Origin of the sequence: Peribacillus simplex NBRC 15720 = DSM 1321, assembly GCF_002243645.1 — a bacterium.
Lineage (GTDB): Bacteria > Bacillota > Bacilli > Bacillales > DSM-1321 > Peribacillus > Peribacillus simplex.
This window is the reverse complement of record NZ_CP017704.1, coordinates 2,419,952-2,444,714: the sequence shown is the minus strand read 5'-3', so window position 1 is coordinate 2,444,714 and position 24,763 is coordinate 2,419,952. Positions and strand designations below refer to the sequence as shown.

The 24,763-nt window shown below is 40.4% G+C and carries 38 protein-coding genes; 37 read left to right on the top strand and 1 reads right to left on the bottom strand.

Translation table 11 applies throughout. The features are described 5' to 3' along the window. Window positions 1–34 precede the first annotated feature (34 nt). The 37 genes from fusA (at window position 35) to rpsI (ending at window position 23,043) form a co-directional block, all read left to right on the top strand. Window positions 35–2,113 (top strand): elongation factor G, encoded by a 2,079-nt coding sequence (fusA, locus tag BS1321_RS11635; RefSeq protein ID WP_061440380.1) that lies wholly within the window; start codon window positions 35–37, stop codon window positions 2,111–2,113. Window positions 2,114–2,233: 120 nt separating this feature from the next. Continuing rightward, window positions 2,234–3,421 (top strand): elongation factor Tu, encoded by a 1,188-nt coding sequence (gene tuf, locus BS1321_RS11630; RefSeq protein ID WP_063235794.1) that lies wholly within the window; start codon window positions 2,234–2,236, stop codon window positions 3,419–3,421. A gap of 422 nt (window positions 3,422–3,843) precedes the next feature. Next, window positions 3,844–4,152: a 30S ribosomal protein S10 gene (rpsJ, locus tag BS1321_RS11625; protein ID WP_019244375.1), complete on the top strand. Its 309-nt coding sequence runs from the start codon at window positions 3,844–3,846 to the stop codon at window positions 4,150–4,152. Between the two features lie 40 nt (window positions 4,153–4,192). Continuing rightward, window positions 4,193–4,822: a 50S ribosomal protein L3 gene (rplC, locus tag BS1321_RS11620; protein ID WP_034305028.1), complete on the top strand. Its 630-nt coding sequence runs from the start codon at window positions 4,193–4,195 to the stop codon at window positions 4,820–4,822. Window positions 4,823–4,847: 25 nt separating this feature from the next. After that, window positions 4,848–5,471: a 50S ribosomal protein L4 gene (gene rplD / locus BS1321_RS11615; RefSeq protein ID WP_053349064.1), complete on the top strand. Its 624-nt coding sequence runs from the start codon at window positions 4,848–4,850 to the stop codon at window positions 5,469–5,471. Next, the gene (rplW, locus tag BS1321_RS11610; protein WP_057915217.1) at window positions 5,471–5,755 is read left to right on the top strand and encodes a 50S ribosomal protein L23; all 285 of its coding nucleotides are present in this window, start codon (window positions 5,471–5,473) and stop codon (window positions 5,753–5,755) included. The genes rplD and rplW overlap by 1 nt, the downstream gene beginning before the upstream one ends. A 26-nt stretch (window positions 5,756–5,781) precedes the next feature. Then, window positions 5,782–6,612: a 50S ribosomal protein L2 gene (gene rplB, locus BS1321_RS11605; protein ID WP_053349063.1), complete on the top strand. Its 831-nt coding sequence runs from the start codon at window positions 5,782–5,784 to the stop codon at window positions 6,610–6,612. Between the two features lie 60 nt (window positions 6,613–6,672). Further along, a complete protein-coding gene (rpsS, locus tag BS1321_RS11600) occupies window positions 6,673–6,951 on the top strand; it encodes a 30S ribosomal protein S19 (RefSeq protein WP_034305018.1) in 279 nt (92 codons plus the stop codon). Between the two features lie 17 nt (window positions 6,952–6,968). After that, entirely contained in the window at window positions 6,969–7,310 is a 342-nt protein-coding gene (gene rplV / locus BS1321_RS11595) for a 50S ribosomal protein L22 (protein ID WP_034305017.1), read from the top strand. Window positions 7,311–7,313: 3 nt separating this feature from the next. Then, window positions 7,314–7,970, top strand: coding sequence for a 30S ribosomal protein S3 (gene rpsC / locus BS1321_RS11590; protein ID WP_063235795.1), 657 nt, complete (start codon window positions 7,314–7,316; stop codon window positions 7,968–7,970). A gap of 1 nt (window position 7,971) precedes the next feature. After that, window positions 7,972–8,406 carry a 50S ribosomal protein L16 gene (rplP, locus tag BS1321_RS11585; RefSeq protein ID WP_053349061.1) on the top strand — a complete coding sequence of 145 codons (435 nt, stop codon included), beginning with the start codon at window positions 7,972–7,974 and terminating at the stop codon, window positions 8,404–8,406. Continuing rightward, window positions 8,396–8,599, top strand: coding sequence for a 50S ribosomal protein L29 (gene rpmC / locus BS1321_RS11580; protein ID WP_034305010.1), 204 nt, complete (start codon window positions 8,396–8,398; stop codon window positions 8,597–8,599). The genes rplP and rpmC overlap by 11 nt, the downstream gene beginning before the upstream one ends. Before the next feature lie 18 nt (window positions 8,600–8,617). Next, the gene (gene rpsQ, locus BS1321_RS11575; protein WP_034305007.1) at window positions 8,618–8,881 is read left to right on the top strand and encodes a 30S ribosomal protein S17; all 264 of its coding nucleotides are present in this window, start codon (window positions 8,618–8,620) and stop codon (window positions 8,879–8,881) included. A gap of 41 nt (window positions 8,882–8,922) precedes the next feature. Next, window positions 8,923–9,291, top strand: a complete 369-nt coding sequence (gene rplN / locus BS1321_RS11570; protein WP_061440386.1) for a 50S ribosomal protein L14 — start codon at window positions 8,923–8,925, stop codon at window positions 9,289–9,291. Window positions 9,292–9,334: 43 nt separating this feature from the next. After that, the gene (rplX, locus tag BS1321_RS11565) at window positions 9,335–9,646 is read left to right on the top strand and encodes a 50S ribosomal protein L24 (protein WP_063235796.1); all 312 of its coding nucleotides are present in this window, start codon (window positions 9,335–9,337) and stop codon (window positions 9,644–9,646) included. 29 nt (window positions 9,647–9,675) lie between these two features. Then, a complete protein-coding gene (gene rplE, locus BS1321_RS11560) occupies window positions 9,676–10,215 on the top strand; it encodes a 50S ribosomal protein L5 (RefSeq protein WP_063235797.1) in 540 nt (179 codons plus the stop codon). 25 nt (window positions 10,216–10,240) lie between these two features. Then, a complete protein-coding gene (locus tag BS1321_RS11555) occupies window positions 10,241–10,426 on the top strand; it encodes a type Z 30S ribosomal protein S14 (RefSeq protein ID WP_034304998.1) in 186 nt (61 codons plus the stop codon). 30 nt (window positions 10,427–10,456) lie between these two features. Next, complete coding sequence (gene rpsH / locus BS1321_RS11550; protein ID WP_034304995.1) at window positions 10,457–10,855, top strand: 30S ribosomal protein S8; 399 nt, start codon at window positions 10,457–10,459, stop codon at window positions 10,853–10,855. Window positions 10,856–10,885: 30 nt separating this feature from the next. After that, window positions 10,886–11,422 carry a 50S ribosomal protein L6 gene (rplF, locus tag BS1321_RS11545; protein ID WP_063235798.1) on the top strand — a complete coding sequence of 179 codons (537 nt, stop codon included), beginning with the start codon at window positions 10,886–10,888 and terminating at the stop codon, window positions 11,420–11,422. A gap of 32 nt (window positions 11,423–11,454) precedes the next feature. Continuing rightward, window positions 11,455–11,817 carry a 50S ribosomal protein L18 gene (rplR, locus tag BS1321_RS11540; RefSeq protein ID WP_063235799.1) on the top strand — a complete coding sequence of 121 codons (363 nt, stop codon included), beginning with the start codon at window positions 11,455–11,457 and terminating at the stop codon, window positions 11,815–11,817. Between the two features lie 22 nt (window positions 11,818–11,839). Then, window positions 11,840–12,340, top strand: a complete 501-nt coding sequence (rpsE, locus tag BS1321_RS11535) for a 30S ribosomal protein S5 (protein WP_034304987.1) — start codon at window positions 11,840–11,842, stop codon at window positions 12,338–12,340. Window positions 12,341–12,356: 16 nt separating this feature from the next. Next, on the top strand, window positions 12,357–12,539 hold the full coding sequence (gene rpmD / locus BS1321_RS11530; protein WP_063235800.1) for a 50S ribosomal protein L30: 183 nt from the start codon (window positions 12,357–12,359) through the stop codon (window positions 12,537–12,539). Window positions 12,540–12,571: 32 nt separating this feature from the next. Continuing rightward, window positions 12,572–13,012, top strand: coding sequence for a 50S ribosomal protein L15 (gene rplO, locus BS1321_RS11525; RefSeq protein WP_063235801.1), 441 nt, complete (start codon window positions 12,572–12,574; stop codon window positions 13,010–13,012). Continuing rightward, window positions 13,012–14,307: a preprotein translocase subunit SecY gene (gene secY, locus BS1321_RS11520; RefSeq protein WP_063235802.1), complete on the top strand. Its 1,296-nt coding sequence runs from the start codon at window positions 13,012–13,014 to the stop codon at window positions 14,305–14,307. Before rplO ends, secY begins: the two co-directional genes overlap by 1 nt. 58 nt (window positions 14,308–14,365) lie before the next feature. Further along, window positions 14,366–15,019 (top strand): adenylate kinase, encoded by a 654-nt coding sequence (locus tag BS1321_RS11515; RefSeq protein ID WP_063235803.1) that lies wholly within the window; start codon window positions 14,366–14,368, stop codon window positions 15,017–15,019. 565 nt (window positions 15,020–15,584) lie between these two features. Then, window positions 15,585–15,803, top strand: coding sequence for a translation initiation factor IF-1 (infA, locus tag BS1321_RS11510; protein WP_028390440.1), 219 nt, complete (start codon window positions 15,585–15,587; stop codon window positions 15,801–15,803). 40 nt (window positions 15,804–15,843) lie between these two features. After that, window positions 15,844–15,957 (top strand): 50S ribosomal protein L36, encoded by a 114-nt coding sequence (gene rpmJ, locus BS1321_RS11505; protein ID WP_003156543.1) that lies wholly within the window; start codon window positions 15,844–15,846, stop codon window positions 15,955–15,957. A gap of 22 nt (window positions 15,958–15,979) precedes the next feature. Continuing rightward, window positions 15,980–16,345, top strand: coding sequence for a 30S ribosomal protein S13 (gene rpsM / locus BS1321_RS11500; protein ID WP_063235804.1), 366 nt, complete (start codon window positions 15,980–15,982; stop codon window positions 16,343–16,345). A gap of 22 nt (window positions 16,346–16,367) precedes the next feature. Further along, entirely contained in the window at window positions 16,368–16,757 is a 390-nt protein-coding gene (gene rpsK, locus BS1321_RS11495) for a 30S ribosomal protein S11 (protein ID WP_028390438.1), read from the top strand. Between the two features lie 177 nt (window positions 16,758–16,934). Next, window positions 16,935–17,879, top strand: coding sequence for a DNA-directed RNA polymerase subunit alpha (locus BS1321_RS11490; protein WP_034304976.1), 945 nt, complete (start codon window positions 16,935–16,937; stop codon window positions 17,877–17,879). A gap of 83 nt (window positions 17,880–17,962) precedes the next feature. After that, on the top strand, window positions 17,963–18,325 hold the full coding sequence (gene rplQ / locus BS1321_RS11485) for a 50S ribosomal protein L17 (RefSeq protein ID WP_034304973.1): 363 nt from the start codon (window positions 17,963–17,965) through the stop codon (window positions 18,323–18,325). A gap of 366 nt (window positions 18,326–18,691) precedes the next feature. Then, window positions 18,692–19,531, top strand: coding sequence for an energy-coupling factor ABC transporter ATP-binding protein (locus BS1321_RS11480; protein ID WP_063235805.1), 840 nt, complete (start codon window positions 18,692–18,694; stop codon window positions 19,529–19,531). After that, window positions 19,507–20,373 carry an energy-coupling factor ABC transporter ATP-binding protein gene (locus BS1321_RS11475; RefSeq protein ID WP_063235806.1) on the top strand — a complete coding sequence of 289 codons (867 nt, stop codon included), beginning with the start codon at window positions 19,507–19,509 and terminating at the stop codon, window positions 20,371–20,373. Before BS1321_RS11480 ends, BS1321_RS11475 begins: the two co-directional genes overlap by 25 nt. Beyond that, window positions 20,373–21,170 (top strand): energy-coupling factor transporter transmembrane component T family protein, encoded by a 798-nt coding sequence (locus BS1321_RS11470; RefSeq protein ID WP_063235807.1) that lies wholly within the window; start codon window positions 20,373–20,375, stop codon window positions 21,168–21,170. The genes BS1321_RS11475 and BS1321_RS11470 overlap by 1 nt, the downstream gene beginning before the upstream one ends. Window positions 21,171–21,184: 14 nt before the next feature. Continuing rightward, entirely contained in the window at window positions 21,185–21,925 is a 741-nt protein-coding gene (gene truA, locus BS1321_RS11465) for a tRNA pseudouridine(38-40) synthase TruA (RefSeq protein ID WP_063235808.1), read from the top strand. Between the two features lie 267 nt (window positions 21,926–22,192). Then, complete coding sequence (gene rplM / locus BS1321_RS11460) at window positions 22,193–22,630, top strand: 50S ribosomal protein L13 (protein WP_034304960.1); 438 nt, start codon at window positions 22,193–22,195, stop codon at window positions 22,628–22,630. Window positions 22,631–22,650: 20 nt separating this feature from the next. Beyond that, window positions 22,651–23,043: a 30S ribosomal protein S9 gene (gene rpsI / locus BS1321_RS11455; protein WP_034304957.1), complete on the top strand. Its 393-nt coding sequence runs from the start codon at window positions 22,651–22,653 to the stop codon at window positions 23,041–23,043. 231 nt (window positions 23,044–23,274) lie between these two features. On the opposite strand, the gene BS1321_RS11450 is transcribed toward rpsI, so the two are convergent. After that, entirely contained in the window at window positions 23,275–24,723 is a 1,449-nt protein-coding gene (locus BS1321_RS11450) for a DHA2 family efflux MFS transporter permease subunit (protein ID WP_063235809.1), read from the bottom strand. Window positions 24,724–24,763: the final 40 nt, after the last annotated feature.

Sequence of the window (24,763 nt, the reverse complement as noted above, 5' to 3'; positions counted from 1 at the left end):
TATAAAATCCTTATAAAAGGAAGGAGAAAGACAAATGGCAAGAGAGTTCTCCTTAGCAAACACTCGTAATATTGGTATCATGGCTCACATCGATGCTGGTAAAACGACAACAACAGAACGCGTTCTATACTATACTGGTAAAATTCATAAAATTGGTGAAACACACGAAGGTGCTTCACAAATGGACTGGATGGAACAGGAACAAGAACGTGGAATCACGATCACATCCGCTGCAACAACTGCACAGTGGAAAGGTCACCGTGTAAACATCATCGATACGCCAGGACACGTAGACTTCACAGTTGAAGTTGAACGTTCATTGCGTGTACTTGATGGAGCTGTAGCTGTACTTGATGCCCAATCAGGTGTTGAGCCTCAAACTGAAACAGTTTGGCGCCAAGCTACAACTTATGGTGTACCACGTGTCGTATTCGTAAATAAAATGGACAAAATCGGTGCGGATTTCCTATATTCAGTTGGAACAATCCACGATCGTCTACAAGCTAATGCTCACCCGGTTCAGTTACCAATCGGTGCTGAAGATCAATTCTCTGCAATCATTGACCTTATTGAAATGAAAGCTCATTTCTATGCCAATGATCTAGGAACTGATATCACTGTTGGTGAAATTCCTGAAGAACATAGGGAATTAGCTGAAGAATACCGTGAAAAGTTAATTGAAGCAGTAGCAGAAGTTAATGAAGACTTAATGGAAAAATACCTTGGCGGCGAAGAAATCAGCATTGCTGAATTAAAAGCAGCTATTCGTACAGCAACTGTTAACGTTGAATTCTTCCCAGTTATCTGTGGATCAGCTTTCAAAAACAAAGGTGTTCAATTAATGCTTGATAACGTTATCGACTTCCTTCCATCTCCATTAGACGTGCCGGCTATTAAAGGTACTCTACCGGATACAGAAGATGAAGTAGAACGCCATTCAGATGATTCTGAACCGTTCTCCGCTTTAGCGTTTAAAGTTATGACTGACCCTTACGTTGGTAAACTTACATTCTTCCGCGTGTACTCAGGTACATTAGAATCAGGATCTTATGTAATCAACTCAACAAAAGGTAAACGTGAACGTATTGGACGTATCCTTCAAATGCATGCAAACAGCCGTGAAGAAATCTCAACTGTATATGCAGGGGATATCGCTGCTGCTGTTGGTTTGAAAGATACTACAACTGGTGATACTCTATGTGACGACAAGAACCAAGTAATTCTTGAATCCATGGTATTCCCAGAACCAGTTATCTCACTGTCAGTTGAACCGAAATCCAAAGCAGACCAAGACAAAATGGGTCAAGCTTTACAAAAGCTACAAGATGAAGATCCAACATTCCGTGCGCATACTGACCAAGAAACTGGTCAAACGATTATCGCTGGTATGGGTGAACTTCACTTGGACATCCTTGTTGACCGTATGCGTCGCGAATTCAAAGTGGAAGCTAACGTTGGTGCTCCTCAAGTAGCATACCGTGAAACTTTCCGTGGTTCAGCTAAAGTTGAAGGTAAATTCGTTCGCCAATCAGGTGGTCGTGGACAATTCGGACACGTATGGATCGAATTTGGTCCAAACGAAGAAGGTAAAGGATTCGAATTTGAAAATGCTATCGTCGGTGGTGTAGTACCACGTGAATATATCCCTGCTGTACAAGCTGGATTAGTTGATTCACTTGACCGTGGTGTACTTGCTGGTTACCCGCTAGTCGACATCAAAGCAAAATTATTTGACGGTTCTTACCATGACGTTGACTCCAACGAAATGGCATTTAAAATTGCTGCATCAATGGCACTTAAAAATGCTGCATCTAAATGTAAGCCGGTTATCCTTGAACCAATCATGAAAGTGGAAGTAGTTATTCCAGAAGATTACCTAGGCGACATCATGGGAGATATCACATCTCGTCGTGGTCGTGTAGAAGGTATGGAAGCTCGCGGTAACACACAAATGGTTAAAGCGATGGTTCCACTATCTGAAATGTTCGGATATGCTACATCTCTACGTTCTAACACACAAGGACGCGGAACATTCTCTATGCACTTCGATCATTATGAAGAAGTACCTAAGAGCATTTCTGAAGAAATCATCAAAAAAAATAAAGGTGAATAATTGATTTTCATCTCTTATTAAAGTATAACTATCTTATGTAAGCTGTGATGGAAGAATTAGTCTTCTTTCACAGCCCTATATACTTAATCTTTTATTTATAATTTTAAGGAGGAATTCCTAATGGGAAAAGCTAAATTTGATCGTTCAAAACCGCACGTTAACGTTGGAACTATTGGTCACGTTGACCATGGTAAAACAACTCTAACAGCTGCAATCACAACTGTACTTGCTAAAACTGGTGGCGCAGAAGCTCGCGCTTATGACCAAATCGATGGTGCTCCAGAAGAAAGAGAACGTGGTATCACAATCTCTACTGCACACGTTGAGTACGAAACAGCTACTCGTCACTATGCACACGTTGACTGCCCAGGACATGCTGACTATGTTAAAAACATGATCACTGGTGCTGCACAAATGGACGGCGGAATCTTAGTAGTATCTGCTGCTGATGGCCCAATGCCACAAACTCGTGAGCACATCCTTCTTTCTCGTCAAGTAGGTGTACCATTCCTAGTAGTATTCATGAACAAATGCGACATGGTTGATGACGAAGAACTTCTTGAATTAGTAGAAATGGAAATCCGTGATCTTCTATCTGAATACGAATTCCCTGGCGATGACATTCCAGTTATCAAAGGATCTGCACTAAAAGCTCTTCAAGGAGAAGCTGCTTGGGAAGAAAAAATTCATGAATTAATGACAGCTGTTGACGAGTATATCCCAGAACCAACTCGTGACACTGAAAAACCATTCATGATGCCAGTTGAGGATGTATTCTCAATCACTGGTCGTGGAACAGTTGCAACTGGTCGTGTTGAGCGTGGACAAGTTAAAGTCGGTGACGTTGTTGACATCATCGGTTTCAACGAAGAGTCTAAACCAACTACAGTAACTGGTGTTGAAATGTTCCGTAAACTTCTTGACTATGCTGAAGCTGGTGACAACATCGGTGCACTACTTCGTGGTGTATCCCGTGAAGATATCCAACGTGGACAAGTACTTGCTAAACCAGGTACAATCACTCCACACACAAAGTTCAAAGCTGAAGTTTATGTTCTTTCTAAAGAAGAAGGTGGACGTCACACTCCATTCTTTACAAACTACCGTCCTCAGTTCTACTTCCGTACAACTGACGTAACTGGTATTTGTAACCTTCCAGAAGGCGTAGAAATGGTTATGCCTGGAGACAACATCGAAATGACTGTAGAACTTATCGCTCCAATCGCTATCGAAGAAGGTACTAAATTCTCTATCCGTGAGGGTGGACGTACTGTAGGCGCTGGCGTAGTTGCTACAATCACAGAGTAATTGATTCATAAAACAATATTGGAAGGGACGCCTTCCGGGAGAAGCAGATGGGACGCCATCTGCTTCTTTTCTATTTTCTAAAGGTTTTTCATTTTGTTCTTCTATAATATCGATAAAAAAATTAGTGGATTTATTAAGTTTCATGAGGATTTTCGAATTGAAGAAAATGGATATGAAAGACCATGTAGAATCTACTTGTAAATACTTGTGATAGTATGTATAATAATAAAAGTGTGTTGCACAAGAAAAGTTTAAGTTTAACTTGCATTTTACTTGTGCATTATGTATAATAGACAATGTTGGTCTTTGACTGCGATGATATGGAAGGTTGCTGACACACCCGGCCGCTTTGCCATGGCGAGTGTGTGGGAAATTTCCATTGAGAAGGTCTATTTTAAAATAGGCGAAAAGGAGGGAAAATTATGGCAAAACAAAAAATTCGTATCCGTTTAAAAGCATATGATCACAGAATTCTTGATCAATCTGCTGAGAAAATTGTTGAAACTGCAAAACGTTCTGGTGCGGCTGTATCTGGTCCAATTCCATTACCTACTGAAAGATCGGTATATACGATCCTACGTGCGGTTCATAAATACAAAGATTCTCGTGAACAATTCGAAATGCGTACGCATAAACGTCTAATCGACATCGTTAATCCAACTCCACAAACAGTTGATTCATTGATGCGTTTAGATTTACCATCAGGCGTTGACATTGAAATCAAATTATAATTCATATAAATATGAACAATTACTCTAGGAGGTGTGACTTATGACCAAAGGAATCTTAGGAAGAAAAATCGGTATGACTCAAGTTTTTGCTGAAAACGGTGAACTTATTCCGGTAACAGTTATCGAAGCTGCTAATAACGTGGTTCTTCAAAAGAAAACTGTTGAAACTGATGGCTATGAAGCAGTTCAAGTTGGTTTTGAAAACAAACGCGAAAAGCTTTCTAACAAACCTGAAAAGGGCCATGTTGAAAAAGCAAATACTACTCCTAAGCGCTTCATTCGCGAATTCCGCGGAACGGATCTTACTGAATATGAGATCGGTCAAGAAGTCAATGTTAGTATTTTCGCTGAAGGCGATTTAGTAGATGTATCAGGAATTTCAAAAGGTAAAGGTTTCCAAGGCTCTATCAAGCGTCATGGACAATCTCGCGGACCTATGTCTCATGGTTCTCGTTACCACCGTCGCCCAGGTTCAATGGGTCCTGTAGCTCCAAACCGCGTATTCAAAGGTAAACTATTACCAGGACGTATGGGTGGAGAACAAATTACTGTTCAAAACTTAGCTATCGTTAAAGTTGATGTTGAACGCAACCTACTATTGATCAAAGGTAATGTACCTGGTGCTAGAAAAGCATTGATCAAAGTTAAAACTGCTGTTAAAGCAAAGTAATTTCTGAGAAAGGAGGAGCAATAGAATGCCAAAAGTTACATTGTTCAACCAAACAGGTTCACAAGTTGGAGACATCGAACTAAATGAATCCATCTTTGGTATCGAACCTAATAATCATGTATTATTTGAAGCAATCATCATGCAACGAGCTTCCTTACGTCAAGGAACTCATAAAGTTAAAAACCGTTCTGAAGTTGCAGGCGGTGGACGTAAACCTTGGAAACAAAAAGGAACTGGACGTGCGCGTCAAGGTTCTATCCGTTCTCCACAATGGCGTGGCGGTGGCGTTGTTTTTGGACCTACTCCAAGATCTTACGCTTACAAGCTACCTAAAAAGGTACGTCGTTTAGCTATTAAATCTGCATTGTCTGCAAAGGCATTGGAAGAGAACATTTTGGTACTTGAAAGCTTGTCTTTCGAAGCTCCAAAAACAAAAGAATTTGTAGCAGTACTTAAAAATCTTTCTGTTGATACTAAAACGTTAGTTGTTACTGACGGTTTAGATGAGAAAGTTGCTCTTTCTGCACGTAACATCCCTGGTGTTACTGTAGTTGAAGCTGTTGGTCTTAACGTTCTTGATGTTGTTTCACACAACAAATTGATCTTGACTAAATCAGCTGTCGAAAAAGTAGAGGAGGTGCTTGCATAATGGATGCACGCGATATCATTAAGCGCCCCGTAATCACTGAACGCTCTTCAGACGTAATGGCTGAAAAGAAATATACTTTTGAAGTTGATGTTAGAGCTAACAAAACTCAAGTTAAAGATGCTGTTCAAGAAATTTTCGGCGTTAAAGTTGAGAAAGTAAACATCATGAACTACAAAGGTAAATTTAAACGTATGGGCAAACATGCAGGCTATACTAACAAGCGCCGTAAAGCTATTGTTAAATTAACTGCTGACAGCAAAGAAATCGAGCTATTCGAAGCTTAATTCATTAGAGAAGGAGGGAAATACAAATGGCGATTAAGAAGTATAAACCTACCTCTAACGGTCGACGTAATATGACAACTTCGGATTTTGCTGAGATCACTACAGACAAACCGGAAAAATCATTACTTGCTCCTTTACACAGCAAAGGCGGCCGTAATAACCAAGGTAAGTTAACAGTTCGTCATCAAGGTGGCGGCCACAAGCGTCAATACCGTATCATCGATTTCAAACGGAATAAAGATGGTATACCAGGACGCGTTGCTACTATTGAGTACGATCCAAATCGTTCTGCAAACATTGCATTAATTAATTACGTTGATGGAGAAAAACGTTATATCCTAGCTCCGAAAAACCTAGAAGTAGGTTTGGAAATTATGTCAGGTCCAGAAGCTGACATTAAAGTGGGTAACGCTCTTCCTCTTATTAACATCCCAGTTGGTACAGTAATTCATAACATCGAACTTAAACCAGGAAAAGGTGGACAATTAGTCCGTTCAGCAGGAACATCTGCTCAAGTCCTTGGTAAAGAAGGTCGTTATGTACTTGTACGTTTAAACTCAGGTGAGGTTCGTATGATTCTTGCAACTTGCCGTGCTACTATCGGTCAAGTTGGTAATGAACAACATGAACTTATCAACATTGGTAAAGCTGGCCGTAACCGTTGGTTAGGTAAACGCCCAACAGTTCGTGGATCAGTAATGAACCCGAATGATCACCCACACGGTGGTGGTGAAGGTAAATCACCAATCGGACGTAAATCACCAATGTCTCCATGGGGTAAACCTACTCTTGGATTCAAAACTCGTAAGAAGAAAAATAAATCCGATAAATTTATCGTACGTCGTCGTAAAAAATAACGGGATTGAGCTACGGTTCATATATAGAACCGTAGAACAGTCACGAAGGGAGGTACTCGCATGGGTCGTAGCTTAAAAAAAGGGCCTTTTGTTGATGATCATTTATTGGTAAAAGTTGAAAAATTAAATGAAGCTGACAAGAAACAGGTAGTAAAAACTTGGTCTCGTCGCTCAACAATCTTCCCGCAATTCATCGGACACACAATCGCCGTTTATGACGGTCGTAAGCATGTGCCGGTTTATGTAACAGAAGATATGGTAGGTCACAAACTAGGCGAATTCGCGCCTACACGCACTTATAAAGGTCACGCAAGTGATGACAAGAAAACAAGACGTTAATGAGAGGAGGGCATCTCATGCAAGCTAAAGCTGTCGCTAAAACAGTTCGTATTGCTCCTCGTAAAGTGCGTTTAGTCGCAGATTTAATTCGAGGAAAACAAGTAGGTGAAGCAGTAGCGATTCTTCGCTTAACACCAAAATCTGCTTCTCCAGTCGTAGAAAAAATTCTGAAATCTGCTATCGCAAATGCAGAACACAACTACGAAATGGATATTAATAACCTAGTCGTTTCAGAGGCATACGTTAACGAAGGACCAACATTAAAACGTTTCCGTCCTCGCGCTCAAGGTCGTGCGAGTGCAATAAACAAACGTACTAGTCATATTACAATCGTTGTATCAGAAAAGAAGGAGGGGTAATCTGTGGGTCAAAAGGTAAATCCTATCGGTATGCGTATCGGGATCATTCGTGATTGGGAATCCAAATGGTACGCTGATAAAGACTACGCTACTCTTTTGCATGAAGACATTAAAGTTCGTGAATATATTGCGAAACGCTTAAATGATGCTTCTGTATCCAAGGTTGAAATCGAACGTGCTGCTAACCGCATCAATGTATCAGTTCACACTGCTAAACCAGGAATGGTTATCGGTAAGGGCGGTACTGAAGTCGAAGCACTACGTAAAGCTTTGAACCAGCTAACTGGCAAAAGAGTTCATATCAATATCATTGAAATTAAAAGAGCAGATCTTGACGCAAAATTGGTTGCTGAAAACATCGCTCGTCAATTAGAAAACCGTGTTTCATTCCGTCGTGCTCAAAAACAAGCTATTCAACGCACTATGCGTTCTGGCGCAAAAGGAATCAAAACACAAGTTTCTGGTCGTCTTGGCGGTGCTGATATTGCTCGTGCTGAACATTACAGCGAAGGAACAGTTCCACTTCACACACTTCGTGCTGACATAGATTATGCTCATGCTGAAGCAGATACTACTTACGGTAAGCTAGGCGTGAAAGTTTGGATCTACCGTGGAGAAGTTCTTCCTACTAAGAAGAAATCTGAGGAAGGAGGAAAATAATATGTTATTGCCAAAACGCGTAAAATACCGTCGTGAACACCGCGGTAAAATGAGAGGGATGGCTAAGGGCGGCACTGAAGTTCATTTCGGAGAATTTGGACTTCAAGCTCAAGAAGCTTCCTGGATCACGAACCGCCAAATCGAAGCAGCTCGTATTGCGATGACTCGTTATATGAAACGTGGAGGAAAAGTTTGGATCAAAATCTTCCCAAGCAAACCTTACACAGCTAAGCCGCTTGAAGTACGGATGGGTTCCGGTAAAGGTGCTCCTGAAGGTTGGGTAGCAGTAGTTAAACCGGGCAAAGTATTGTTTGAAATCTCTGGTGTATCTGAAGAGGTGGCAAGAGAAGCATTGCGCCTTGCAGCACACAAACTTCCAATCAAATGTAAGTTTGTAAAAAGAGAGGAAATTGGTGGTGAAACAAATGAAAGCTAATGAAATCAAAGATCTAACCACTGCTGAAATTGAACAAAAACTAAAATCTCTTAAAGAAGAACTATTTAATCTTCGTTTCCAGTTAGCTACTGGACAACTTGAAAATACAGCTCGCATCCGTGAAGTTCGCAAATCGATTGCTCGTATGAAAACAGTTGTTCGTCAAAGAGAGATCGGTGTCACTAATCGATAATGAATGGAGGTTTGCAGAATGAGCGAACGCAACCAACGCAAAATCTACACTGGACGCGTAGTATCCGACAAAATGGATAAAACAGTAACAGTTGTCGTAGAAACCTATAAAAAGCATTCTTTATACGGTAAACGCGTGAAATACTCTAAAAAGTTAAAAGCTCATGACGAGCTAAACGAAGCTAAAGCAGGCGACGTAGTACGTATCATGGAAACTCGTCCACTTTCAGCTACAAAACGCTTCCGTCTTGTAGAAGTAGTAGAAAAAGCAGTAATCATTTAATATAGTTCGGATTAAGCTAATTCCGAAGGGAGGTACCGTACATGATTCAACAAGAATCTCGTTTAAAAGTCGCTGACAATTCAGGTGCTCGTGAAGTGCTAACAATTAAAGTCCTAGGTGGTTCTGGCCGTAAAACTGCAAACATCGGTGATGTCATCGTTTGTACAGTTAAACAGGCAACACCAGGAGGCGTTGTTAAAAAAGGTGAAGTCGTTAAGGCTGTTGTTGTCCGTACAAAACGTGGTATGCGTCGTCCTGACGGTTCTTACATTCGTTTTGATGAAAACGCATGTGTAATTATCCGTGACGATAAGAGCCCACGTGGAACTCGTATTTTTGGACCTGTTGCTCGTGAATTACGTGACAATAGTTTCATGAAGATCGTTTCTCTAGCTCCAGAAGTTCTATAATATGTAAAATTTGTATAAAGCCTTTCAAGGAGGTGCCAAGCTAATGCATGTTAAAAAAGGTGACAAAGTCGTAGTCATCTCTGGTAAGGACAAAGGCAAACAAGGAACAATTCTTTCTGCATATCCGAAACAAAATCGTGTACTTGTTGAAGGAATTAACATCGTGAAAAAGCATTCCAAGCCATCTCAACTTAATCCACAAGGTGGAATTATCAGCAGAGAAGCTGCTATTCACGTATCCAATGTAATGCCACTTGATCCTAAATCAGGTAAACCGACTCGTGTTGGATATAAGATTGAAAATGGTAAAAAAGTACGCGTAGCTAAAATATCAGGTGAAACTTTAGATAAATAAGTCATAAATGAAGGGAGGTACACTAAGCAATGAGCCGCCTTAAAGAAAAATTAAAAAGTGAAATTACACCATCATTGATGGGCAAATTCAACTATCAATCAGTAATGCAAGTACCAAACATTGAGAAAATCGTTATTAACATGGGTGTGGGTGACGCAGTATCTAACTCGAAAGCTTTAGATACAGCTGTTGAAGAACTTACATTGATCACTGGTCAAAAACCTGTTATAACAAAAGCAAAAAAATCAATCGCAGGCTTCCGTTTGCGTGAAGGTATGCCTATCGGAGCGAAAGTTACATTACGTGGAGAACGTATGTATCAATTCCTTGATAAGCTAGTATCTGTATCTTTACCGCGTGTACGTGATTTCCGTGGCGTTTCAAAGAAATCTTTTGACGGACGTGGGAACTATACATTAGGCGTTAAAGAACAACTTATCTTCCCTGAGATTGATTACGATAAAGTGAGCAAAGTTCGTGGTATGGACATCGTTATCGTAACGACTGCCAACACTGACGAAGAAGCTCGTGAACTACTTACTCAAGTTGGAATGCCGTTCCAAAAGTAATCTCTAAATAAAGGGAGGCGAAATCGTGGCTAAAAAGTCTATGATCGTAAAGCAAAAACGCGAACAAAAGTTTAAAGTACAAGAATATACACGTTGCGAACGTTGCGGACGTCCACATTCTGTATTACGTAAATTTAAACTTTGTCGTATTTGTTTCCGCGAACTTGCATATAAAGGACAAATTCCTGGCGTTAAAAAAGCTAGCTGGTAAAACCCGAGTTTGGGAAGGAGGTAAAATATAATGGTCATGACAGATCCTATTGCAGATATGCTTACTCGCATCCGTAATGCGAATATGGTTCGTCACGAAAAACTGGAAGTTCCTGCTTCAAAGATCAAAAAGGAAATTGCTGAGATCTTAAAAAGTGAAGGCTTCGTACGTGACTTTGAATTAATCGAAGACAACAAACAAGGTATCATCCGTATCTTCTTAAAATACGGTGCAAACAACGAACGTGTTATCACTGGTCTAAAACGTATCAGCAAACCTGGTTTGCGTGTATATGCAAAAACTGGAGAGGTACCACGCGTTCTTAACGGTTTAGGTATCGCAATTGTTTCTACTTCTCACGGAGTTTTAACAGACAAGGAAGCTCGCTCTAAACAAGTTGGCGGAGAAGTTTTAGCATACGTTTGGTAATACATTTTCACAAGAATGGAGGTGCACATTATGTCTCGTATAGGTAAAAAACCTATTGAAATCCCTGCAGGCGTTACAGTTACTGTTACTGGAAGTGAAGTAACTGTTAAAGGACCTAAAGGTGAATTAACTAGATCATTCAATCCTGACCTTTCAATCGTTGTTGAAGAGAACGTGTTAACTGTTACACGTCCGTCTGACGAGAAGAATCACCGTTCTTTACACGGTACTACTCGCGCACTTATCTCTAACATGGTTGAAGGTGTATCAACAGGATTTGTAAAATCACTTGAACTTATTGGGGTTGGGTACCGCGCACAAAAGCAAGGTACTAAGCTTATCCTTAACGTTGGATATTCCCACCCTGTAGAAATAGAGCCAGAAGCTGGCGTTGAAGTCGAAGTTCCTTCTAATACAAAAGTAATCATCAAAGGTGCAAACAAAGAACGTGTAGGAGCTCTAGCAGCTAATATCCGTGATGTTCGCCCACCTGAACCGTATAAAGGTAAAGGGATTCGTTACGAAGGCGAATTCGTTCGTCGTAAAGAAGGTAAAACCGGTAAGTAATGCCGCATAAGTAAACGAAAGGAGTGACGTAAATGATTACGAAGCTTGATAAAAATGCTACTCGTCAGAAAAGACATGCGCGTGTACGTGCTAAGCTTTCTGGAACGGAAGCTCGTCCTCGTTTAAATGTGTTCCGTTCAAACAAACACATTTACGCACAATTAATTGACGATGCAAAAGGCGTAACATTAGCAAGTGCTTCAACTCTTGATAAAGAGATCAGTATCGAAGCTAGTAGCAATGCTGAAGCAGCTCAAAAAGTTGGCGAACTTATTGCGAAACGTGCTGTTGAAAAAGGTTTCAAAGCTGTGGTATTTGACCGCGGTGGTTACCTCTTCCATGGTCGTGTTAAAGCATTGGCTGACGCTGCTCGTGAAAACGGCTTAGAATTTTAATGGATAAGGAGGGACATAACAGATGCGTAGCATTGATCCTAATAAATTAGAACTTGAAGAACGCGTAGTTACAGTAAATCGTGTAGCTAAAGTTGTTAAAGGCGGACGTCGTTTCCGTTTCACTGCACTAGTTGTTGTTGGTGATAAAAATGGTCATGTTGGATTTGGTACTGGTAAAGCTCAAGAAGTTCCGGATGCTATCCGTAAAGCTATTGAGGATGCTAAGAAAAATCTAATTACTGTACCAATGGTTGGAACTACTATTCCTCACCTTGTGAACGGTCGCTATGGCGCAGGTCACATTCTATTGAAACCAGCTTCTGAAGGTACAGGAGTAATTGCTGGTGGTCCTGTTCGTGCGGTACTTGAATTAGGCGGAGTAAGTGATATCTTGTCTAAATCACTAGGTACTAATACACCTATTAATATGGTTCGCGCAACAATTGAAGGATTGAAGCAATTGAAACGTGCTGAAGACGTAGCTAAGTTACGTGGGAAATCAGTACAAGAACTGTTAGGATAAGGAGGGAAATCGAATTATGGCTAATAAATTAGAAATTACCCTCACTCGCAGCTTGATTGGTCGTCCTGAAGATCAACGTGTTACAGTTAACACTTTGGGTTTACGCAAAATGCATCAAACGGTTATTCAAGAAGATAACCCTGCGATTCGCGGTATGATTACCAAAGTATCTCATCTTGTTACTGTAAAAGAACAATAAAATAATTTTTAACTTAACAAGGAGGTGCCAACATGAAACTTCATGAGTTAAAAGCTGCAGAAGGTTCTCGTAAAGAACGTAAACGTAAAGGTCGCGGTATTGGATCTGGTAACGGTAAAACAGCAGGTAAAGGACACAAAGGACAAAACGCTCGCTCCGGCGGCGGTGTGCGTCTTGGATTTGAAGGGGGTCAAACTCCTCTATTCAGACGTTTGCCTAAACGTGGATTTACCAACATCAACCGTAAAGACTATGCTATCGTGAATCTTGATACGTTAAATCTTTTCGAAGACGGTACTGAAGTAACACCAGCTCTTTTACTAGAGACTGGAGTTGTAAGTAAAGAAAAAGCAGGAATCAAAATTCTTGCAAAAGGAAGCATTGAGAAAAAGCTTACTGTTAAAGCTCACAAATTCTCTTCTACTGCTAAAGAAGCTATCGAAGCTGCTGGCGGTAAAACAGAGGTGATCTAATGTTTCGCACGATCTCCAATTTTATGCGCGTGGGTGAAATAAGGAATAAGATTATTTTTACCCTTCTAATGTTAATCGTCTATCGCATCGGTACATTTATACCTGTACCGCATGTGAATGCCGATTTTCTCGCTGAACAGGACCAGCTGAGCGTCATCGGTCTTTTAAATACCTTTGGCGGCGGAGCACTGCAAAACTTTTCCATATTAGCGATGGGTATCATGCCATACATCACGGCATCTATCATCGTTCAACTATTACAGATGGATGTTGTTCCTAAGTTCACTGAATGGTCTAAACAAGGAGAAGCAGGGCGCCGTAAATTAGCTCAATTCACTCGTTACTTCACTATTATCCTAGGATTTATCCAAGCTGTGGGTATGTCTTATGGGTTCAATAATATGTCAGGTGGCCAGTTGATTGAAAATCCTGGAATTGCAACATACTTGCTTATTGCGACTGTCTTAACGGCAGGAACAGCTTTTCTTTTGTGGTTAGGGGAGCTGATCACTGCTAAGGGTGTGGGTAATGGGATTTCCATCATAATCTTTGCTGGTATCGTAGCTAGTTTGCCTAATACGGCAAATCAGATTTACGCCCAACAATTCGAAAATGCTGGGGATCAATTATTCTTACGAATCATAACGATTATCCTCATTATTTTAGCAGTATTAGCAATCGTGGTTGCTGTTATCTTCATTCAGCAGGCATTACGTAAAATTCCTATACAGTATGCGAAACGTGCTGCGGTAGGTCGTACACAAATGGGTGGCCAGTCTACTCATTTACCATTGAAAGTAAATGCTGCGGGGGTTATTCCGGTAATCTTTGCAATGGCATTTATCATTACTCCCACTACAATCGCTTCTTTCTTTGGAAAGAACAGCGTGACTAGTTGGATTTCAACAAATCTTGATTACACCAAGCCAATTGGGATGATCATATATGTTGCTCTTATCATTGCTTTTGCGTATTTTTATGCATTCATTCAGGTTAATCCTGAACAAATGGCTGAGAATTTGAAAAAGCAAGGTGGCTATGTGCCGGGGATTCGTCCAGGTAAGAGTACACAAGAATATTTAACACGTGTTTTATACCGTTTGACGTTTGTAGGCTCTATATTTTTAGCCATCATTGCCGTTTTACCGGTATTTTTCATTAAGCTTGCTGATTTACCTCAATCTGCACAGATTGGTGGTACCAGTTTGCTAATCGTAGTGGGGGTTGCCCTTGATACGATGAAGCAGCTGGAATCACAACTTGTGAAGAGACACTATAAAGGCTTTATAAAGTAATGAGTTTTGGGAACGGCTTGTTCCCTTTACCCATTATAGAGTTTGAGGGGGAAGAAAATTGAATCTAGTGTTAATGGGTCTGCCGGGTGCTGGTAAGGGCACTCAAGCTGAACAAATCGTAGAAAAATATAATATCCCTCATATCTCTACTGGAGATATGTTCCGAACAGCTATAAAAGATGGAACAGAATTAGGTCTAAAGGCAAAATCATTCATGGACAAAGGCGAATTGGTACCTGATGAAGTTACCATTGGCATTGTACGTGAACGTTTAAGCAAGGAAGACTGCCTAAAAGGATTTTTGCTTGATGGTTTTCCACGTACTGTGGCGCAGGCAGAGGCACTTGAAAGCATTCTTACTGATTTAGATCGAAAAATGAATTTTGTCATTAATATCGATGTTGATAAAAGCATCTTAATGGAAAGATTGACAGGACGTCGTATTTGCAAATCATGTGGTGCGACATATCATCTTGTTTTCAATCCGCCTGTTAAAGATGATGTATGCGACCGCTGCGGCGGAGAATTATATCAACGTGCCGACGATAATGCAGAAACGGTTCAAAATCGCTTAGATGTGAATTTGAAACAAACCAAGCCACTTCTTGATTTCTACGGAGACAAAGGATACTTGGTTAACATTGACGGACAGCAAGATATTAATAAGGTATTTGAAAATATCGATGTGTTGCTTGGTGCTTTACAAAATTAATCATTCGTATTGATTTATGAAATTCATACCATTTTTATAACTTACTAGTTAAACTTGGTGCATTCCTATATTACAAAGGGTATAATGGATTTCGCGAGAGCATTCGCACATTTATTAATCAGGTTCTTGTACTTGGTATTCCCTGAATTGGGCGATTACTTTTTAAGTGATCTTCATGGACATATCCGGTCGGCAAAATTGATGAAGAAATGCAGTGACTCTATTGGGATTCCTAAAGAGTCGTGATATAGAGGGTTGAAAGAAGCTATGTCAGGCGTGCGCCTTTCAAACATCTCCCATGCTATTCAAACCTATGTCGAGACTAATTGCTTCTCTATTTCGAGAGTATGTCGGTCACGGAATCGGTCAAGACTTACATGAGGACCCATAAAATCCTCATTTCGGTCCAACTGATAAAGGTCCTCAGTTTAAGCCTGGTTCTACAAAATGGTGAATACTTGATGCAGAATTGTAAGACTTATGAGGATAATTGGACTGTAGTAATGTTGACGGAAAGATGTGTACCTTTAATAGGTTCACGCATAGAGAAGGGAGAATCACTTTAATGGCGAAAGATGATGTAATTGAAGTAGAAGGCACAGTACAAGAGACTTTGCCAAATGCAATGTTTAAGGTAGAATTAGAAAATGGTCATACTGTTTTAGCTCATGTATCCGGTAAAATTCGTATGCACTTTATTCGCATTTTGCCTGGAGATAAAGTTACGGTTGAGCTTTCCCCGTATGATCTAACTCGCGGCAGAATCACATACCGGTTCAAATAATCCGGTTACGCTCCGATCTGTATAAGGAGGTTAGATAGCAATGAAAGTCAGACCATCAGTCAAACCAATCTGCGAAAAGTGTAAAGTTATCCGCAGAAAAGGTAAAGTTATGGTTATTTGCGAAAACCCTAAACATAAACAAAAACAAGGCTAAATAGAAGGAGGTGCACTCAAGCATGGCACGTATTGCTGGAGTAGATATTCCCCGTGACAAACGGATTGTTATCTCATTAACATATATATATGGTATTGGAAAACAAACTGCGATTAAGATTCTTGCAGAAGCAGGCATTTCTGAAGAAACTCGCGTTCGTGACTTAACGGAAGACGAATTAAACAAAATTCGTGATATCATTGACAAGCTTAAAGTAGAAGGCGACCTTCGTCGTGAAATCTCCCTAAACATCAAACGTTTAATGGAAATCGGTTCTTACCGTGGTTTACGTCACCGTCGTGGTCTTCCTGTTCGCGGTCAAAATACAAAAAACAATGCTCGTACGCGTAAAGGACCTCGTCGTACTGTAGCTAACAAGAAAAAATAATTAGTAAAGGAGGTTACTTTTCATGGCACGTAAAACTAATACACGTAAACGTCGTGTGAAAAAGAATATAGAAACTGGTATTGCACATATTCGTTCAACATTCAATAACACTATCGTTACGATCACTGACTCTCATGGTAATGCTATTTCTTGGTCAAGTGCTGGAGCTCTAGGATTCCGTGGATCTCGTAAATCCACTCCATTTGCTGCACAAATGGCTGCTGAAACAGCTGCTAAAACATCAATTGAACATGGTATGAAAACTCTTGAAGTTACAGTTAAAGGACCTGGTGCTGGACGTGAGGCTGCTATTCGTGCACTTCAAGCTGCTGGCCTAGAAGTAACTGCAATTAAAGATGTAACTCCAGTTCCACATAACGGATGCCGTCCACCAAAACGTCGCCGTGTTTAATTTTTCTGTATAGATTTTGTATTCCTGTCAATAATGGGATATAATACTGAGTTTGCGTTCTTACAGAGGATTAATTTTCAGTTGTTGCGCACAGCGGGAACGTATACATGGGGAATTTCGGTTTAAGTGACTTGGTTTACTTGCCGGGGTTTTGACGTTTTGAAGGAGGGTTTATTGATGATCGAAATAGAAAAACCAAAAATCGAAACGGTTGAAATCAACGACGATACCAAATACGGTAAATTCGTCGTAGAGCCACTAGAGCGTGGGTATGGTACTACATTGGGTAACTCCTTACGTCGTATCCTTTTATCCTCACTCCCAGGTGCTGCTGTCACAGCTATACAAATTGATGGAGTGCTACATGAGTTCTCAACAATTGAAGGCGTCGTGGAAGATGTAACATCTATCATTCTTAATGTGAAAAAACTAGCTCTTAAGATTTACTCTGATGAAGAGAAGACGCTGGAAATTGACGTTCAAGGTGACGGAGTCATCACGGCTGCTGATATCACTCATGATAGTGATGTAGAAATTCTTAATCCGGATTTATATATTGCTACAATTGGTAAAAACGGTCATATGCGTATGCGTTTATCTGCACGTCGCGGCCGCGGCTACACTCCTGCTGTTCAAAACAAGAGAGAAGACCAGCCAATTGGTGTAATTCCAATCGATGCTCTTTACACTCCAGTTTCACGCGTATCTTTCCAAGTTGAAAATACACGTGTTGGACAGTTGTCTAACTTTGACAAGTTAACGTTCGATGTTTGGACTGATGGCAGTACTGGTCCGCAAGAAGCGGTAGCACTTGGAGCTAAGATTTTAACAGAGCATTTAAATATCTTTGTTGGTTTAACCGATGAAGCTCAAAATGCTGAAATCATGGTTGAAAAAGAAGAAGATCAAAAAGAAAAAGTTCTTGAGATGACGATCGAAGAATTAGATCTTTCTGTTCGTTCTTACAACTGCTTGAAACGTGCTGGAATCAATACCGTTCAAGAGCTAGCTCATAAAACGGAAGAAGATATGATGAAAGTACGTAATCTAGGTCGTAAATCACTTGAAGAAGTGAAAGCGAAACTAGAAGAATTAGGCTTAGGTCTTCGTAAAGACGACTGATAACATGGCGGAATCAATCCATTATGTTGTGAGCCTTGTTTTAGACACACAATATAGAACTTCAACAAAGGAGGGAATCTCTAATGGGTTACAGAAAGTTAGGACGCACTAGCGCACAACGTAAAGCATTACTTCGTGATTTAGCTACGGATCTTATTATCCATGAGCGTATTGAAACTACTGAAGCACGTGCAAAAGAATTACGTTCTGTAGTAGATAAAATGATCACTCTTGGTAAACGTGGTGACTTGCATGCACGCCGTCAAGCTGCATCATTCATCCGTAACGAAATCGCTGACGCTGAGAATGGCACAGATGCCCTTCAAAAACTATTCAGTGACGTGGCTCCACGTTATGAAGAACGTCAAGGTGGATACACTCGTATCATGAAAGTTGGTCCACGCCGCGGTGACGGTGCACCAGTCGTGGTTATTGAATTAGTTTAATAACAACGATGAAAAAGGGCGGGACAAATGAATATACTCACTTGTTCTATGCCCTTTTTCTTTTTTTAAATAGAAATTCTGTCATTTAGAAATTCGCATTGAGTGTTACGATGGCTGGCGGAACCTGTATTATGCAGGGAGCCTTCACGTCTAGCTCAAGCATCCCTTCCCGCTTTTGATAAGCGATTATAAGATAACCTGTTTTTCGTAACAGGCCCGCTGTTAGCTGCTCTTAATTTACCGAAAATTCTTTCGGTGGAAGGGGTGCAGCGTTTTTTTATATTTTCAGAAGGAAAAACTACTATATTTATATTGAGTGAGCAGAGTTTAGATTAGACGAGTGCAGTCGAGGATGAGGAGGGCCACATAGTGAAGAAGCTGGTTTCTTTAAATAATATTGTTTTTAAATATGAGGGTCAGTCTCGAAACGCCTTGGATGATGTTTCTTTTGATATTCATCAGGGGGAGTGGCTTGCGATTGTCGGGCATAATGGTTCTGGCAAGTCGACATTAGCGAAGTTATTGAATGGTCTTCAGTTCGCTAACTCAGGTACCATTACTATTAATGATCAACTTTTGACTGAAAAATCTGTTTGGGATGTACGCCAGAGAATTGGCATGGTTTTTCAAAACCCAGATAATCAATTTGTAGGCACTACAGTTCAGGATGATGTGGCTTTTGGTTTAGAAAACGCCGGTGTTTCTCAGCAGGTTATGGTGGAGCGTGTTCATGGTGCGTTAAATAAGGTTAAAATGAATGCCTTTCTTAATCAAGAGCCGCACCATCTATCCGGCGGTCAAAAGCAAAGAGTGGCCATAGCAGGTGTAATAGCCTTGCAGCCAGACATAATCATCTTAGATGAAGCAACCTCCATGCTTGACCCAAGAGGCCGTGAAGAAGTGCTTGAAACAGTTAGGGAATTAAAACTGGAAAACGAGATTACTGTCATATCAATCACCCATGATCTTGAGGAAGCTGCGAAAGCTGATCGAATGATAGTAATGAACCAAGGTCGGTTATATCGTGAAGGACCGCCTCAGGATATTTTTGAGTTAGAGGAAGAATTGATTGCTCTTGGTCTGGATATTCCTTTTTCAGTGAAACTAACCAAGGAGTTACAAAAAAATGGTGTTCGTGTAGTTGATGGGCATTTGACAGAGGAAGAGTTGGTGAAGGATTTATGCGAATTACACTCGATGATGTAGAATACCGCTATCAGGTGAATACTCCTTTTGAACATCTAGCCCTTCATGATGTCAATATTTCAATGGAGCCGGGAACCTATACCGCAATCATCGGGCATACAGGGTCCGGGAAATCCACGCTACTGCAGCATTTGAATGCTCTATTAAAACCGACGAAGGGTCGGGTCTTCATTGGGGATCGGACGATTGAGGCCGGAAAAAAAGAGAAGGCGTTGCGGCCAATTAGACAAAAGGTCGGTATTGTTTTTCAGTTTCCGGAACATCAGCTATTTGATGAAACGGTTGAAAAGGATATATGTTTCGGACCCATGAATTTTGGCGTTTCTGAAATCGATGCTAAGAAACTGGCCAGGAAAGCCATCGCGCAAGTCGGATTGAATGAGGAAATTCTTGAAAAATCCCCATTCGATTTATCCGGCGGACAAATGCGACGGGTTGCCATCGCTGGTGTACTTGCCATGGAGCCGGAAGTATTGGTACTTGATGAGCCCACAGCGGGACTGGATCCGCGAGGACGCAAAGAAATCATGGATATGTTTTATGATTTGCATAAAGCAAGAGGCATTTCAATGATTCTGGTGACACATAGCATGGAGGATGCAGCCAAGTACGCGGATGACATAATTATCATGCATAAAGGTACGGTGTTCAAAAAAGGAACCCCCCAGGAAATTTTCTCAGAGCCGGAACAATTAATGGAGCTTGGTCTGGATGTTCCTGATACGGTCCGTTTTCAGCTAAAGCTCCAGAAGGAACTTGGTGTACGATTTGATCATCCATGTCTTAATATCGGTGATTTAGCGGTAGAAATAGATAAAGCCATGAAACGGGGGAACCGCTGATGCTGGATAAAATGATTATCGGGCGTTATGTCCCTGCAAATTCACTGATGCACAAGATGGACCCAAGGGCTAAATTGCTCCTCGTTTTCCTGTTTGTTTGTGTCATCTTTTTGGCGAATAATGTCGTTTCTTACGGTTTGCTTGCTGTATTCACCATCCTATTGATCAGTCTTTCCAAAATACCGCTTCGCTACCTTTATAATGGGTTAAAACCAATCTTTTTCTTGATCGTATTTACATTCCTTCTCCATATATTGTTTACGAAAGAAGGGGAATTGCTTTTTGAATACGGTTGGTTTGAAATCTATGAAGGCGGTCTGATTCAAGGTCTTTTCATATCCGTTAGATTTACTTTACTAATCCTTGTTACGTCACTTTTAACTTTGACAACTTCACCGATATCCATTACAGATGGCATGGAAGAGCTTTTGGGGCCCTTGAAAAAGTGGAAGATGCCTGTACACGAACTGGCATTGATGATGTCCATTGCCCTTCGATTCATTCCAACGCTAATGGAGGAAACGGAAAAAATCATGAAGGCCCAAACTGCAAGGGGCGTTGATTTTTCATCTGGCCCGATAAAGGACAGGGTTAAATCGATTGTACCGCTGCTTGTTCCTTTATTTGTTAGTTCATTCAAACGGGCGGAAGAATTGGCAACTGCCATGGAATCTAGAGGATACCGTGGCGGGGAAGGCCGCACGAAATATCGCAAATTGGACTGGAAGACGAGTGATAGCCTTTTGATGGTCTCAATAGGTGTTCTAACGGTCATGTTATTTTTATTACGTTCATAATAAGGAAGAGAACTATGCCAAAATATAAATGTGTGATCGCTTATGACGGCAAGGATTTTGCTGGTTATCAGGTGCAGCCTGAGAAACGCACCATACAAAGTGAATTCGAGGCAGTCTTGGCCCAAATGCATAAAGGCACAATTATAAAAGTGACTGCTTCAGGCAGGACAGATTCAGGGGTCCATGCAAAGGGGCAGGTACTTCATTTTGAATCGCCCCTTACATTTCCTACGGAAAATTGGGTAAAGGCGTTCAGCGCCCTCCTTCCGACCGATATCATCGTTCTGGAAGTTGAAATCGTACCTGACGATTTTCATGCGAGGTTCCATACGACTGGGAAAGAGTACCGTTATATCATAGCCCGCTCGAAACTACGGGATCCGTTCCAACGAAATTACGCCTATCATTATCCCTACCCATTAGATGGGGAGGCGATGAGGGAAGCAATCTCCTATTTGTTAGGGACACATGACTTTACAAGTTTTTGTTCGGCAAAAACGGAAGTGGTCGATAAAGTTCGAACGATACAAGAAATGGATTTTGAAGAGAGCGATGGTTTCATGGTTTTCCGCTTCGTTGGCGAAGGTTTTTTGTATAATATGGTGCGTATCTTGGTTGGGACGCTCCTGGATGTCGGCAGCGGCAAGATGTCACCCCGGGATATGATCGGGATATTGGAAAAAAAGGACCGCAGTTATGCAGGAAAAACAGCACCAGCCCAAGGCTTGTATTTATGGAAAGTATTTTACAAATAAAAATATTTTCGAAGTGATTCCAGTTTTTTTACAAATGGGAAACGGGATGAAGTCAGTAATGGAGCGGTTTGACGCTATACAGACCTTTTCATGGAGTTGCAGAGAGTGTTTTATAGACAACTTATCCTAGTGTAACATTCCCTTGACAATGAATCTGGGAGAAGTTAATATAATATGGTATGTATTTTAATCCCACGATAAGCCCCGGAAGTTTATTGTGATTGAAAATAAATATAAAAAATTAAAAAGTTTTTTAGGAGGTTAACCATGCGTACGACATTTATGGCGAAAGCTAATGAAGTAGAACGTAAATGGTATGTGATTGACGCTGAAGGCAAAACTTTGGGTCGCCTTTCTACTGAAGTAGCATCCATTCTACGTGGTAAACATAAACCAACTTTTACACCGAACATTGACACTGGTGATCATGTAATTCTTATCAATGTTGAAAAAATCCATTTGACTGGTAAAAAATTGACTGACAAAATTTATTACCGTCACACTATGCATCCAGGCGGTCTTAAAACTAGAACTGCTCTTGAAATGCGTACAAACTACCCTGAGAGAATGCTTGAACTTGCTATCAAAGGTATGCTTCCAAAGAATTCTCTTGGTCGTCAAATCTACAAAAAATTACACGTATACGCTGGAGCTGAGCACCCACACGCTGCTCAACAACCAGAAGTATACGAATTACGCGGATAATTACTAAGGAGGTTACTATCTTGGCACAAGTTCAATATTATGGTACTGGTCGCCGTAAGAGCTCAGTAGCTCGTGTACGTTTAGTACCAGGCGAAGGTCGCATCGTTATTAACGGTCGTGACATCAATGAATATATTCCTTTCGCAGCATTACGTGAAGTTGTTAACCAACCACTAGTTGCAACAGAAACTACTGGAAATTACGACGTTCTAGTAAACGTTAGCGGTGGTGGATACACTGGTCAAGCTGGAGCAATCCGTCACGGTATCGCTCGTGCATTGCTTCAAGTTGATCCAGAATACCGTCCATCTCTTAAAACTGCTGGTTTACTTACTCGTGACCCACGTATGAAAGAACGTAAAAAATACGGTCTTAAAGGCGCACGTCGTGCACCTCAGTTCTCAAAACGTTAATTCTATTACCGTTTCAAAGGCTCTCAACCATTTTGGTTGGGGGTCTTTTTTTTGTTCGGAAAAAGATTTTGATCACCTCATGCTCCGTGAACCTTTGAAAATTGGCAGCTTTTTGCGTATAGCAACTGTTATAGGTTCAAGAATAAAGTTACCATTCAGTGATGAATTGTGTGGAACTGAAAGATAATAAAAAAACAAAGCATATCTGAGATATCCCAGATATGCTTTGTTTTAAATATGTGATTCACTTTCGTTTTTTTTGATTGCGGCTTTTTTAGGCATGAAGCATGTAAAAATTAACGCCACAAAAGATAAGATTAACATAAAAACATAGGCATCACTTGAGCCAAAGATAGAAGCTAATGCCTCTAGTTGTATAGCTGAAATGTTTGCATTTTGCATTGATAGCTCTGAGGCATGTAAAGTTGCTTGCATTGTATACACTGTGATGACGACTGCTGTGCCAATAGCACCTGACAATTGGCGAATGGTATTATTAACGGCTGAACCATGGGAACCCAATTCTCTTGGTAAAGCATTTAACCCAGCAGTATTTAAAGGCATGGTAATAAAGCTTAATCCAATTCGTAAAATAATGGTACGAACCATTAAATAGATATAGGTTGTGGATTCGTTTATATCAATGACTCCCCACATCGAAACAATGATAAATAGTAAACCTGTAATAAAGAGTGGTTTAGCACCGTATTTATCATACATTTTACCTGTGATGGGGGATAAGAAGGCATTAATGACAGCTCCAGGTAATAACAGTAAACCTGCTTCAAATGCTGTAAAACCTCGTCCATTCTGCAAGTAAATTGGTAAAAGTATTAAATCGGCATACATAATCATTGTAATTAGTACATTGATGAATGATGTGAGAGTGAAAATTTTATACTTAAATACGGATAAATTTAATAATGGATCATTGGATTTCATTTGACGTATACAGAATAGAGTCGTCACTATTATTCCGGCGATAATTGTAGTAAGGACAACGAGATTATCCCATCCTTTGCTTCCTGCGCTACTAAATCCAAATAAAATACAGCCAAAACCAATCGTTGATAAAATGACACTTGTGATATCTAACTTTGCTTTTGTTGTCTCTGCAACATTCATTAAATATTTGAATGCTAGAACAATGACGATTAATATAAAAGGGGTTAACCCAATAAATAGCCATCTCCATGAAATATACTCAATGATAAAACCAGATAATGTAGGAGCGATGGCTGGAGCAAAAATCATCGCAAATCCAATTGTCCCCATAACACTTCCACGCTTTTCGCTAGGATATAAATACAAAATAACTGTCATCATTAGAGGCATAATAATCCCGGCACCAATTGCTTGAATCATTCTTCCCGTTAACAGCATGCCAAAATTCATCGCACATGCACAAAGTACAGATCCAATGAACAAAAAGAACATCGAGCTAATAAATAGCTGCCTTGTTGTATACCGTTTCATTAAAAAAGCCGTAATCGGCACTAAAACACCGTTTACTAGCATAAAGCCTGTTGATAACCATTGTACAGTTGCAGCCGTTACATGAAATACGTCCATTAATCCACTCAATGCAACATTTAATAAAGTCTGATTTAATGTTGATAAAAAACAGCCAGCAATCAATACAATTAATAAAACTTTTTTATTTCCTTCTGTTATGTCCATTTCTTTCGACAACCCCTTTATTTTCGACTTGCATTCTCAA